This window comes from Bradyrhizobium tunisiense (assembly GCF_042263385.1).
GTDB classification, from domain to species: domain Bacteria; phylum Pseudomonadota; class Alphaproteobacteria; order Rhizobiales; family Xanthobacteraceae; genus Bradyrhizobium; species Bradyrhizobium tunisiense.
Window position 1 is genome coordinate 136705 of sequence record NZ_JBHLEV010000003.1, and the last position, 12625, is coordinate 149329.

The window sequence follows — 12625 nt, forward strand, 5'->3', positions numbered from 1 at the left end:
CATTGCCCAACAAAGGGGCGGAAGCCGCGGCCGCCCGAAGAATGTGCTTTCAGGTCTGGGGTCAGACAGGAGTTGGCGTGCGCGCGACGGTGAACTTCCCGGCTCACGGCGGTCCGGCGTTTCCGCCGTCTTTGCTGTTCAGGAATTTGTCCTCCGCAACGGCGGACGGTGCGTTGTCGCCGCGCGATCACGCCTCCTTTAGGCAGCGGGGCACCAACAAGCTGCGTGTCGGCGGCTTCATCTGCTGCACCGGCTCGCCCGGAGTGTGGGGACCCTGCGCGACCAACAGCGCGAAGCTCGCCGTCGCCGAGATCAACAAGCGAGGTGGCATCCTCGGCCGCGAGATCGAGCTTTCGATCTACGATGCCGGCGGGCCTCTCGATGACGTCCTGAATCGCGCCGAGCAAGCGATTGCGTTCGACGAGGTCGATCTGATCGTCGGGCTGCACACCAGTGCGGTCCGCGTCGGCTTGCGCGACGTCACCACGCGTCATCGTATCCCCTATATCTATACGCCGGTCTATGAAGGAGGCGAGCGTACCCCCGGCGTGATGGCGATCGGCGAGACGCCGCGCTGGCAGAGCCGGCCGGCGATCCACTGGCTCGCCGACGTCAAGAAGGCCAGGCGCTGGTACCTCATCGGGAGCGACTACGTCTGGCCCTGGCAATCGCACCGTGCGGTGAAGAACTACATCAAGGAGACCGGCGGCCACGTCGTCGGCGAGGAATTCGTTCCCCTCGGCGAGGACGATCACGAGCCGCATCTGGCGCGCATCCGCGCGGCCAAGCCTGACGTCGTGCTGATCTCGCTGATCGGAACCGACAGCAGCTCCTTCAATCGCGCCTTCGGCGAGTGTGGTCTGGGCGCCACCACGCTGCGGCTTGCCGGCGCCATGGATGATACCGTGCTGCTCGGCATCGGCGCCGACAACAGCGAGAACATGTATTGCGCCTCGGGCTATTTCACCGGCACCGGCGCGCACGCCAATGACGATTTCCAGAGCCGCTATCGCGCGATGTTCGGGCCGAACGCGCCCCCGATCGGTTCGGTTGGACAATCCAGCTACGAAGGCCTGCGCTTCCTCGAGGCCGTCGCGAACAAGGCCGGTTCGTTGGCGCTGGGGCCTATGCTCGCCGCCGGCTGCAACATTGTCTACAGCGGCCCCCGCGGCGTGGTCACCGTCCGCAACGGGCACGCGCGGATGCCGATGCATCTCGCTGCGGCCGATGGTCTCGACTTCAAGCTGATCAAGCCGCTCTGAGCGCGGCGCGGCCATTCGCCCGCACTTCATCGCAAAATAATACTTGAAAAGGAAAATATTTCCGTTTTGAATGTTCGGCGAGGCCGGGGTGCGTGCATCGCACCGGGGCGGCCGCGTCCAAGGACCGTTCCAAGGGATCGTTCAAGGGATCGTTTCAAGAAACTTCAGGAGAGCGCCGTGACTGTTGTCCTTCCCACGCCAGCCCAACTTCTCGCCGTCGCCGAGCAGTGCGGCCTTTCGCTGACCGACGATGACGTCGCCTCGTTCCGCGGCCTGATGCAGGGCTCGATCGAAGCCTACAATCTCGTCGGCGCGATGCCGGACGAAGTGCCGGAGGTGAAATATCCGCGCACGCCCGGCTATCGGCCCTCGCCGGAGGAGAACCCGCGCAACGCCTGGTATCGCAAGTCGACCGTGAAGGGCGCCGCCAGCGGCAAGCTCAAGGGCAAGACCGTCGCGCTGAAGGACAACATCATGCTCGCCGGCGTTCCCATGATGAACGGTTCGGCGACGCTGGAAGGCTACGTCCCCGATTTCGACGCCACCATCGTCACGCGCATGCTCGATGCCGGCGCCGAGATCGCCGGCAAGGTGCATTGCGAATCCTTCTGCATGTCCGGCGGCAGCCACACCGGCGCGGTCGGCGCGGTGCACAATCCGCACAAGATGGGCTATTCGGCCGGCGGCTCGTCCTCGGGGAGCGGCGTCGTCGTCGCGCTCGGCGAGGTCGACATGGCGATCGGCGGCGACCAGGGCGGCTCGATCCGCATGCCGTCCTCGTTCTGCGGCACCTACGGCATGAAGCCGACCTGGGGCCTCGTGCCCTATACCGGGATCATGCCGATCGAGATCTTCGTTGATCACACCGGCCCGATGACGGCCACCGTTGCCGACAACGCGCTGCTGCTCGAAGTGCTCGCCGGCGACGACGGCTACGATCCGCGCATCAAGGCCCCGAAGGTCGAGGAGTACACCAAGGCGCTCGGCCAGGGCGTCAAGGGCATGAAGATCGGCATTCTCAAGGAAGGCTTCGAGCAGGCGAACGCGGAGGCCGCCGTGAACGAAAGCGTGCGCGAGGCGGCAAAACGCTTCAAGGATCTCGGCGCCACCGTCGAGACGGTCTCGATCCCGATGCATCTCGCGGGCCCGGCGATCTGGACGCCGATCGGCACCGAGGGCATGACTCAGACCATGATGTATGGCGACGGTTATGGCCTTTCCCGCGCCGATCTCTACTCCACCACGCTGATGGATTTCCATCGCGGCTGGCGCCGTCAGGCGGACTCGCTGTCCGAGACCACAAAGTTGTTCCTGCTGCTCGGCACCTACATCAACAACAATTTCGGTCCGCGCTATTACGGCAAGGCGCTCAATATCTCGCGACGCCTGACCGCGGCCTACGACAAGGCCTTCAAAGACTACGACCTGCTGCTGCTGCCGACCACGCCGATGAAGGCGACGAAGCTGCCTGAGCCCAATGCCAGCCGCGAGGATTACGTCGCCTGCGCGCTGGAGATGATCTCCAACACCGCGCCGTTCGACATCACTCATCATCCCGCGATGTCGCTGCCCTGCGGCATGGTCGACGGCCTGCCGGTCGGTCTGATGCTGGTCGGCCGCATGTTCGAGGAATCCACCATCTACCGCGCCGCGCATGCCTTCGAGCAGATCGGCGACTGGAAGAAGATGTGAGCGGAGCACCGATGCAGGCGAGCGGAACCCAAAAGCATGGCTAACGCGTTCGTCGCGGCGTTCGAGATCCTGAGCTTCGGCGCGATCATCGTCCTGATCGTGCTGGGGCTCGGGATCATCGCGAGCATGATGGGCATCTTCAACTTCGCGCAGGGCGAGTTCGTCCTGCTCGGGGCCTACATCACCTATCTCGCCTACGCCAAGGGCATGCCGATCTGGGCCGGCATGGTCGCGGCGCCCTTCGTGGTCGGCGCGCTCGGCTTCGTGCTGGAGGCGCTGATCATCCGCAGATTCTACGCCGCGCCGATCGTCGCCATGCTGGGCACTTACGCGCTTGGCCTCATCATCCGCGAATCCGTGCGCGGCCTGATCGGCGGCTTCTATCTCACCGTCCCCGAGCCGATCGGCGGCTCCATCGACATCGGCGCCATGCACATCTCGGCCTGGCGCTTCACCATCATCGTGATCACGCTGCTGGTGATGGCAGGCTGCTATTTGCTGCTGTCGCGCACCAGCTTCGGCCTGCGCATGCGCGCCACGCTGGAGAATCCATCGCTGGCGCGAGCCTCGGGCATCTCAACGCCGCTGATGTACGGCGCCACCTTCGCCTTCGGCTCCGCGCTCGCCGGTCTTGCCGGCGCGCTGATCGTGCCGGTGTTCAGCCTCTACGCCGATCTCGGCCTGCGCTTCCTGATCCAGGGCTTTGTCGCCGTCATGGTCGGTGGCGTCGGCTCCTTCATCGGGCCGGTCGCAGGCGCCGGCGTCATCGGCACGCTCAGCGCCGCGCTGCCATGGATCATGGCGCCCGTCGTCGCCGACGTGCTCGTCTTCGTCCTTGCCATTGTCTTCATCAAATTCCGCCCGCAGGGCCTCATCGCTGGAAAAGGGGTTTAGTCACATGATCGATCGCACGCAGCTCTCTCGCCGTCGCTTCCTCTCCAATTTCGCCTTTGCTTCCGGTGCGGTCGCAACCGGTGTCGGAAGCTGGGTGATCCCGGCGCCCTGGGCCAATGCGGCCGAGGCCCCGATCAAGGTCGGCATCGCGACCGACCTCACCGGCCCGATCGCCTATGCCGGCAACGCCGACGCCAACGTCGCCAAGATGGTGATCAAGGAGATCAACGCCGCCGGTGGTCTGCTCGGCCGTCCGCTCGAGCTCTATATCGAGGACACCGCGTCGAACGAATCGGTTGCGGTGGGCAACGTGCGAAAACTGATCCAGCGCGACAAGGTCGACATGGTGCTCGGCGGCATCACCTCCTCGATGCGCAACGCGATCAAGGACCCGATCGTATCGCGCGGCAAGACGCTCTACATCTATCCGCAGCTCTACGAAGGCAAGGAGTGCACGCCCTATCTGTTCTGCACCGGGCCGACGCCGGCGCAGCAATGCGACGAGTTCATTCCCTGGCTGATCAAGAATGGCGGCAAGAAGTTCGCGCTGCCGAGCGCCAATTACGTCTGGCCGCACACGCTCAACGTCTACGCCCGCAAGGTGATCGAGGCGAACGGCGGCGAGGTCGTGTTCGAGGAATACTACCCGCTCGACCAGGTCGACTTCTCCGCGACCGTCAACCGCATCATCTCCAACAAGGTCGACGTCGTCTTCAACACCGTCATTCCGCCTGGCGTCGGACCGTTCTTCAAGCAGCTCTATGAAGCCGGCTTCCTCAAGAACGGCGGGCGGCTCGCCTGCGTCTACTATGACGAGAACACGCTCAACATCAATCAGGCCGCGGAAATCGAGGGCCTTGCGAGCTGCCTCGATTATTTCAAGGTGCTGACCAAGGAGAACCCGTTCGACGCCAAGATCCAGGCCGCCTACGAGAAGGATTTTCCGGGCAATTTCCTGTTCGCCGCCGGCAGCGCCGCCACCGGCACCTATCGCGGCCTGAAGCTGTGGGAAGCCGCGGTGAAGAAAGCGGGCAAGGTCGATCGCGATTCGGTTGCCGCCGCGCTCGATCACGCCAAAATCGCCGAAGGTCCGGGCGGACCGGCCGAGATGGTGCCGGGCAAGCGGCACTGCAAGATGAAGATGTACACTGCGGTTGCCAAGGGCGGAAACTACGAGATCGTCGGGCGCAGCAACGGGCTTGTCGATCCCAAGGAATGCTGAGAAGGAATGCTGAGGTGGAATGTCGAAGTCGATGGGCGCAGTGAAGCAGGCGATCCCCGCCGAGATCGGCGGGGAGACCGACGTCGCAATGACTGAGCAGGGACCTGTGAGGCAAGCCGCTTCGCGGCGGAAGGTCCTGCCGATCGTGGAGGGCGTCGTGCTCGTCGCGGCGCTGCTCGCGCCGCTGGTGCTGCAGGACTATCTCACGGTGTTCGCAACGCGCGTGATCATCCTGGCGCTGTTCGCGCTGTCGTTCGATCTGGTCTGGGGTTATGCCGGTATCATGAGCTTCGGCCAGGCCCTGTTCTTCGGCTCGGCCGGCTACGGCGTCGCGCTGCTCGCGCGCGACCTCGACGTCACCAACATCTTCCTGGTGCTGCCGGCGGGCACCATCATCGGCCTCACCTTCGCGCTCCTGCTCGGCGGCTTCCTGCTGCTGGGCCGGCATCCCTCCAGCGTGATCTTCGTCTCGCTCGGCACGCTCACCGGCTCCTATGCCGCCGATCGGCTCGCACGCGGCTGGTACTATCTCGGCGGCCAGAACGGCATCCCCTCGATCGCGCCGATGTCGCTCGGCTCCTACGAGTTCACGGAAGGCCCGTCCTTCTATTATCTCGCGCTCGGCATTCTCGTCGTGGTCTACCTGCTCTGTCGCTTCCTGGTGCGCTCGCAGTTCGGTCTGGCGCTCGCGGGCTTGCGCGAAAACGAGCAGCGCATCGCATTCTTCGGCTACAAGGCCCAGCATCTCAAAGCCATCATCTTCACCATCGGCGGCGCCGTCGCGGGCCTTGCCGGCAGCCTCTATGCCTTCCACGAAGGTTTCGTCTGGCCCAACATGGTCGGCGTCGTTGTCTCGACGCAGGTGGTGCTCTACGTGCTGTTCGGCGGCTCCGGCACACTGATCGGCGCGGTCATTGGTGCCGTCATCGTCGAGGGCGTCAGCTTCTGGCTGTCGGACAATTACCGCGACATCTGGCCGATCATTCTGGGCCTGTTGCTGCTGCTGGTGATCCTGTTCCGGCCGCTCGGCCTGATCAGTTTTGTGCTGGGCGAGCGCGAGCGCGTCGGCAGTTTCGGTGCCAAGCCCGAAGCGGGCGACAAGGAGAAGCTCAATGCTCCTTGAAGCCGCCGGCATCAAGAAGGTCTTCGGCAAGCTCACCGCGCTCGACGGCGCCGCGCTCAGCGTCGGCGAGAACGAGTTCCACGGGCTGATCGGCCCGAACGGCTCCGGCAAGAGCACGCTGATGAAGTGCATCGCCGGTGCCGAAGTGCCGACGCAAGGGAAAGTCTCCTTCGTCAACACCGACATCACCGCGTTCACGCCGACCGAGCGCGCCCGCGCCGGCATGAGCCTCAAGTTCCAGATCACCTCCGTGCTGCCGTCGCTGACGCTGTACGACAACATCCTGCTCGCGCTGCAGGCGCAGTCCTCGCTGTTCGATCTCGTGTTCTCGCGCACGCGGGGCGCGCTGCACGACCATGTCATGGCCATGCTGAGGCAATTCCGCCTCGCCGATCGCGCCTTTGACGCGGCGGCCGCGCTGTCGCATGGCCAGCAGCAATGGCTGGAGATCGCAATGGCGCTCGCGGGCAAGCCGAAGCTGCTGCTGCTGGACGAGCCGACCGGCGGCATGAGCCTGGAGGAGCGGCGCGTCACCGGCGAGTTGCTCCAGCCGATCAAGCAGCATTGCTCCCTCGTCATCGTCGAGCACGACCTCGATTTCATCCGCGACATCTGCGATCGCCTCACCGTACTCGACCAGGGCAAGGTGCTGGCCTCGGGCACGGTGTCCGAGATCCAGGCCAACAAGTCCGTCCAGGAGATTTATCTGCGCCGTGCCTGAATTTTTGGACATCAAGCATCTCGATGCGGGCTATGGCCGAAGCCAGGTCCTGTTCGACGTCAACCTCGGCATCCCCTGGCGCGGCGGCGTCGCCGTGCTCGGGCGCAACGGCGCCGGCAAGACCACGCTGATGAAGACCATCGTCGGCGAGCTGCCGGCGTGGAAAGGCGAGGTCGCCTTCGACGGCCGCGACATCAGCCGCCGCGCCACCCAGGAGCGCGTCCGCGCCGGCATCGGCTACGTGCCGCAGGAGCATTCGGTGTTCGCGCGCCTGTCGGTGCGCGACAATCTCGCCGTCGGCTCGCTCGCGAGCAGGAAGGCCGACGCCGTCGACCATGTGCTGACCATCTTCCCAAAGCTCGGCCAGCGCCTCGACCAGCCCGCCGGCACGCTCTCCGGTGGCGAGCGCAAGATGCTCGCGATCGGCCGCGCCATGCTGGGCGACCCAAAGCTCTTGCTGCTGGACGAGCCGACCGAAGGCGTCTGGATCGGCGTCATCGAGGAGATCACCGAACGCCTGATCGAGCTCGCCAAGTCTATCGCCGTCATCATCGTCGAGCAGCACCTCGACCTCGCGCTCCGCGTCGCCAGCTACGCTTATGTGCTGGACCGTGGACGGGTCGCGCTGCAGGGGCAGGCGGGGGAAGTGAGGGACAATCCGGAACTGGTGCGGTATCTGGCGCCGTAGAAGGTGCTGATGAAGCTTGATGCTCTCGCGTCATCCTCACTGTCATGCCCCGGCTTGACCGGGGCATCCAGTAGACCGCGGCGTCTCGATCGATCATGCCGGTCCGGTTCTCCGCGCCCGTCGTCTCGCAGGTCGCTGGTCGGCGCAGCCGCGTCGGGCCGCACACGCCGCCGCGGAAACTTGACGCCAACCTGCGGGCGGCAGGACCGCATGATTCTGCCGTACGCAACTCTGCTTCGCCCTTGGGCTTCGCAGGGCAGGCCGCGCCGTCGTACCCGCGCCCGCTGATCGCTCACGGGGACGACCGGACGCGCCCTCGATGAGGGCCTCGCTATACGGGAAGTCGCGACCGATAGGGCGCGGTCAGAAGCAGCATGAAAAGTGCTCGTTCGGCCTGGTACTTTGCGGCATATCGGCTTAATTCCCGCCCTCGCATCACGACCGCGCCTTCGCTAGTGCAGACGCTCCAGGCCCATCTTTTTCGCTTGCGCGGCACCAAGGTCACTTCGAATGTTGGATACTCCGGTCTGACCATTGTCGCCGCTTCTCGCCCTGCATCCAGTCGGACAAACTTCAACCCGGAGGTCCGACCCGTGTCTTCACCCGTTTGGGTGAAATGGAGTTCGCGCATGCCGGGTCAGTCCGGTCCGAGCGGCGGTCAGGGCGACGAGTGAGCTGTCTGCGTTAGAGTCTATCCGCCGCGCAATGCCTTGCCGGCGAGCAAGCTGACGAGTTCCTGTTGACGGGAAAGGCCGGTCTTTGAAAGCACGGCTTTGAGCTGCGTGCGCACGGTCTCCCGCGTCACGCCGATTTTTGCCGCGAGTGCATCGATCGATCCGGCCTCTGCAACGCCACGTGCGACCTGGGCCTCCGCGGGTGTCAGGTCGAACAGCCCTTGCAGGACTTCCGCACTCGGTACCGCGCCGCGATCGACGGGGGTTACGATGAGCATGAACGTGGCTTGGGTGAAGATATCGCGTGCCGATCCGCGCACCGGGACGACATGAAGGACCATCGGTATGCGATTCATCGCCGCCGCGATGGCGAGGGACCTGACGGCCGGGCGGTTGCCGATGAACGGGGTCCCCAGCGCCGCCAAGAACAACCCGTCCGCAGTGACATCGGTCAGGGTCAACCGCTCTGCGCGATCTTGGAACAGCGACGGCATCAGCGCCTCGAACAGGCCGTTCGCCGCGAGTAACTTGCCTCGTTCGCGCAATATCGCCCCGGGTAGCCCGATGGCCTGCAATGCGTCGGCTTGCGCGCGCGCGCGCTCGAAGCCAAGGCGGTTCGCAGTCAGGGACGCCCGAGCCAGATGAGGCCTCAGGCCATCAAGAAACGAGACGACCTCGCGCGGCACCGGCCCATCGTCCTGGTGTCGCGGCATGACGATCGCAATCGAATCGCCGCTCGGTATTGAAATGATGGTCCCGGCTCTGTAGCCGATTCCGTGCCTGCGGTAGAAATTGCAGTACACGTCATTGGTCGCGATCTCCTGCTCCGACAGAAGGTCTCCGTCATTGAGGAAGCCGGCGTAGTTGAGCGCGGCGGCACGCGGCAGCAACGGATCGCGCTCACTCCATCCCTCTTCCAAGAAAAGAGACATGGTCTGGTCGTGATTGACGGAATTGATCCCGCTGACATAGCCGTCGCGTACCGCGAAAAGCAGTCCGCCATTGCCGCCGACAGCGCTACCGATTTCATTGAGGATATCGGGCCACAATGACGGTACGAGCCCGGCCTCGTAGATCCGGTCAATCAGATGATCGAGATGCCCAAATCCACTCATGCGCAGCGCGAAGAGTTCATGGCAGAACTATAGCCGGGTGACCGGGTGACGCAATCCGCACATCGCGAGGCGCCCCGGATCCTTGTCGGGAACCAATCGGTCTGGCGGATTACGCAGGCCTATGACGGCGGCGAGCCCATCCAGGGGATTGGCAATCCGCACGCCGTGCGTGGCCTACTCCCGAAGGCGTGGCATCGCCCCTACCTCACCGCCCCAAAGCGGCTGTCGAACGAGTTCGACTGCACTACCGGCGCGGCGCCCATGATCTGCGTGGCTTCACCCGCACCATCGCTCACCGACGGCTTCAGCGCCGGCCGCGTTGCGGCGAGGCGGGTGTCGGTCTGCTTCGCCGGCTCGGCGGGCTTGGCGGCCACGGCCGGCTTCGGCGCGTCCTTTGCGGCATCCTTGGACTTGTCATTCCCCGGCACGAAGCGGCTCACGGCGGCCTTTAGCCGCGACGCAGCGGTGGGCGGCGTCGGGGCGGTCTGGGCCGGCGCCACGGAGGCGGTGGCTTGCGGCGGCGGGGTGGCGGCCGTGGTGTCGGATGAGCCCATGCCCATCTTGCGGCCGAGGTTGGAGAAGAAGCCGCCGGATTTTTCCTGGGACTTTTCGGCAGGCTGAGCCGCGGCGACGCGGGTGCTGGTCGCGGGCACGGCGACCACCGGCTCTTCCTGCGGGGCCGGCGCGGACGCCACGCTGTCGAGGTTCGGCTTGGGCGGATTGACGTGGCTGGGGATCGTGCCCGGCGCCTTCGCCATTGCCAGCATCTGCAGCGTGGTGCCTTCGGCGCCTTCCGACAGGCCGGTCGAGCCTTCCGGAATCTTCGCGGCGAAGACCTTGTTCATGCCGCCGTCGATGCCGGTGTTCATGCGCGCCACCGGCGTGCCCTTGGCGACGAGCCTGGCGTACTCGGCCTCGTCCCTGGCTTGCTTGCCCCGCACGGCGGCGACGATGTCGTCGGGGATCACATAGGCCGGGCACTTCGCCGCGGCGTCGAACACCGGATCGCGCTTCGCATCCGCCGGTTTGGCCGCGTCGAAGACGTACTTCTTCTCGCAGAAATCGACCTTCGGCTCCTGCCGCGTCACCTCGAAATGATCATAGCCTTCCTTGATCATCTTCCAGAACGGCATGTTCGGATTGTTCCGGTGCTTGGCCATGTTCACCGGCGTCATCTTGAACGGATAGGCCTGGAGCTGGAACGCCTTCTGTCCCCCGAAGAAGGATTCGCGCCCGAGCGAATAGATCTCCGCGATCTGCTCGTCCGTCATCGCGTAGCAGCCGCGCGAGGAGCAGTCGCCATGCACCATCAGCTGCGAGCCGGTACGGCCCAAAGCCTTGTCGAACGCGTTCGGGTAACCCGTGTTGAAGGAGAGGTAATAGGCCGATTGCGGATTCATCTGGCCCGGGTTGATCGAGTAGAATCCCTCCGGCGCCTGGCGGTCCCCTTCGCGCACCTTGGGGCCGAGATCGCCCGACCAGCGGCAGATCGGATAGGTCTTGAGCAGCGCGAACTGACCGTTGCGGGTCTGCTTCCAGACCTCGAGCTCGGCCTCCTGCTTGAACAGGCGCACCAGGATCGGCGACTGCAGATCCATGTCCTTCTCGACCATCGCGGCGAGCAGCTTCGGCGGCACCGGCTGGTTGGCCTTGGCGTTGGTCGCGAGCGAGACCTGGTCGGTGTTGCAGCCGGACAGCAGAACGCCAGCCGTCATCAGCGCAACCGAAGCCAAAAGCGCGCGAGCAAGCGAACGAGAAATCAAGATGGACCCCACACCGTGCCGGGCAGAGAGCGCGAACCCCAATTCGTTTGGCGCATGATCCGACCGGACAACCGGACCCGTCGTGACGGGCTTTTTCAGCTCACGCCCCAGCGCTTGTGCCCTGAAGCCATTGATTAAAATTCTAACCTCTGGGTCATGTGGTCGCAACCCGAGCGGGGATCACGAGCCCGTTGGCCCATCGGCATGGTCAACGAAGACTGAATGAACGCGACTTGAGACGGAACTTGGGCCTTTCGGCCCCATCAGGACTCAGATCGCCGATTTGGGCAAAAAAAGGGTTAATGCGGGGTTACCGGGGTGATCCGGGGAGGGCTTGTAGGGTGGGCAAAGGCGCATCGCGCCGTGCCCACGACCTGCGTGTGATCGGTGAGAATTCGTGGGCACGTCGCGCAAGAGCGCGCCTTTGCCCACCCTACGAGACCGGAAACCGCCCGAATCAGGTCAGCTTCCGGCCGATATCGAGGAATTTCTGCCGGCGCTGCTTGCGGATGGCATCGCCATCCAGGCCGCGCATCTCGTCGAAAGCCTTGGCGATGGCATCGCCGGTGGTGGCGATCATGGCGGCGGGGTCGCGGTGGGCGCCGCCGACCGGCTCCTTCAGGATGGCGTCGATCACGCCGAAGCGGAGCATGTCCTGGGCGGTGATCTTCATGTTGTTGGCGGCTTCCTGCGCCTTGGTGCCGTCGCGCCAGAGGATGGAGGAGGCGGCTTCCGGCGAGATCACGCTGTAGATCGCGTGCTCCAGCATCAACACCTTGTTGGCGGTGGTGATGGCGATGGCGCCGCCCGACATGCCCTCGCCGGTGATGATGGCGACGTTCGGCACGGTCAGTGCGAGGCACGCGTCGGTCGAGCGGGCGATCGCCTCGGCCTGGCCGCGCTCCTCGGCGCCGATGCCGGGATAGGCGCCGGCGGAATCGGCCAGCGACAGCACCGGCAGGCCGAACCGCTCGGCCATCTCCATCAGCCGCACGCATTTGCGATAGCCTTCGGGCCGCGCCATGCCGAAATTGTGCCGGATGCGGCTCTCGGTGGAATCGCCTTTTTCCTGGCCCATCACGCAGATCGGCTCACCGCGGAAGCGGCCGAAGCCGGCGACCAGCGCCTCGTCCTCGCCGAACTTGCGGTCGCCGGCGAGCGGGGTGAATTCGGTGATCAGGCCCTTAATGAAGTCGTTGAAATGCGGCCGCTGCGGATGCCGCGCCACCAGCGTCTTCTGCCACGGGGTCAGGTTCGTATAGAGGTCGGCCAGCGCCTGCGCCGCCTTGTCCTCGATGCGCGAGACCTCCTCGGCGATGTCGGTGCCGGAAGCCGCCATGACCCTGAGTTCATCGAGCTTGGAATCGAGCTCGGCGACGGGCTTTTCGAAGTCGAGATAGCTGCGCATCTGGTCTTGCATCAACTCAATATAGGGAGGACGGGGCTAGCGAGCGAAGCGGATTTCGATTGG

The 12625-nt window shown here is 64.8% G+C and carries 10 protein-coding genes; 7 read left to right on the top strand and 3 right to left on the bottom strand.

Annotated elements, in window-relative coordinates; all coding sequences use genetic code 11:
- The first annotated feature begins 77 nt into the window (after window positions 1–77).
- From ACFDR6_RS13880 to ACFDR6_RS13910, 7 genes are all read left to right on the top strand, one after another.
- Complete coding sequence (locus tag ACFDR6_RS13880; RefSeq protein ID WP_375858624.1) at window positions 78–1262, top strand: substrate-binding domain-containing protein; 1185 nt, start codon at window positions 78–80, stop codon at window positions 1260–1262.
- Between the two features lie 177 nt (window positions 1263–1439).
- Window positions 1440–2954 (top strand): amidase, encoded by a 1515-nt coding sequence (locus ACFDR6_RS13885; RefSeq protein ID WP_375858625.1) that lies wholly within the window; start codon window positions 1440–1442, stop codon window positions 2952–2954.
- Window positions 2955–2990: 36 nt separating this feature from the next.
- Window positions 2991–3848, top strand: a complete 858-nt coding sequence (locus ACFDR6_RS13890) for a branched-chain amino acid ABC transporter permease (RefSeq protein WP_212079532.1) — start codon at window positions 2991–2993, stop codon at window positions 3846–3848.
- Between the two features lie 4 nt (window positions 3849–3852).
- Entirely contained in the window at window positions 3853–5070 is a 1218-nt protein-coding gene (locus ACFDR6_RS13895) for a substrate-binding protein (RefSeq protein WP_375858626.1), read from the top strand.
- Between the two features lie 19 nt (window positions 5071–5089).
- Window positions 5090–6193: a branched-chain amino acid ABC transporter permease gene (locus ACFDR6_RS13900; protein ID WP_375858627.1), complete on the top strand. Its 1104-nt coding sequence runs from the start codon at window positions 5090–5092 to the stop codon at window positions 6191–6193.
- Window positions 6183–6914: an ABC transporter ATP-binding protein gene (locus ACFDR6_RS13905; protein ID WP_375858628.1), complete on the top strand. Its 732-nt coding sequence runs from the start codon at window positions 6183–6185 to the stop codon at window positions 6912–6914. Before ACFDR6_RS13900 ends, ACFDR6_RS13905 begins: the two co-directional genes overlap by 11 nt.
- Window positions 6907–7602 carry a branched-chain amino acid ABC transporter ATP-binding protein gene (locus tag ACFDR6_RS13910; protein WP_212079536.1) on the top strand — a complete coding sequence of 232 codons (696 nt, stop codon included), beginning with the start codon at window positions 6907–6909 and terminating at the stop codon, window positions 7600–7602. Before ACFDR6_RS13905 ends, ACFDR6_RS13910 begins: the two co-directional genes overlap by 8 nt.
- Window positions 7603–8293: 691 nt before the next feature.
- Here ACFDR6_RS13910 and ACFDR6_RS13915 read toward each other — a convergent pair.
- The 3 genes from ACFDR6_RS13915 to ACFDR6_RS13925 form a co-directional block, all read right to left on the bottom strand.
- Entirely contained in the window at window positions 8294–9391 is a 1098-nt protein-coding gene (locus tag ACFDR6_RS13915; RefSeq protein WP_375858629.1) for a helix-turn-helix transcriptional regulator, read from the bottom strand.
- Between the two features lie 200 nt (window positions 9392–9591).
- The gene (locus ACFDR6_RS13920) at window positions 9592–11106 is read right to left on the bottom strand and encodes a L,D-transpeptidase family protein (RefSeq protein WP_375858630.1); all 1515 of its coding nucleotides are present in this window, start codon (window positions 11104–11106) and stop codon (window positions 9592–9594) included.
- Window positions 11107–11611: 505 nt separating this feature from the next.
- Complete coding sequence (locus tag ACFDR6_RS13925; protein WP_212079539.1) at window positions 11612–12574, bottom strand: acetyl-CoA carboxylase carboxyltransferase subunit alpha; 963 nt, start codon at window positions 12572–12574, stop codon at window positions 11612–11614.
- Window positions 12575–12625 lie beyond the last annotated feature (51 nt).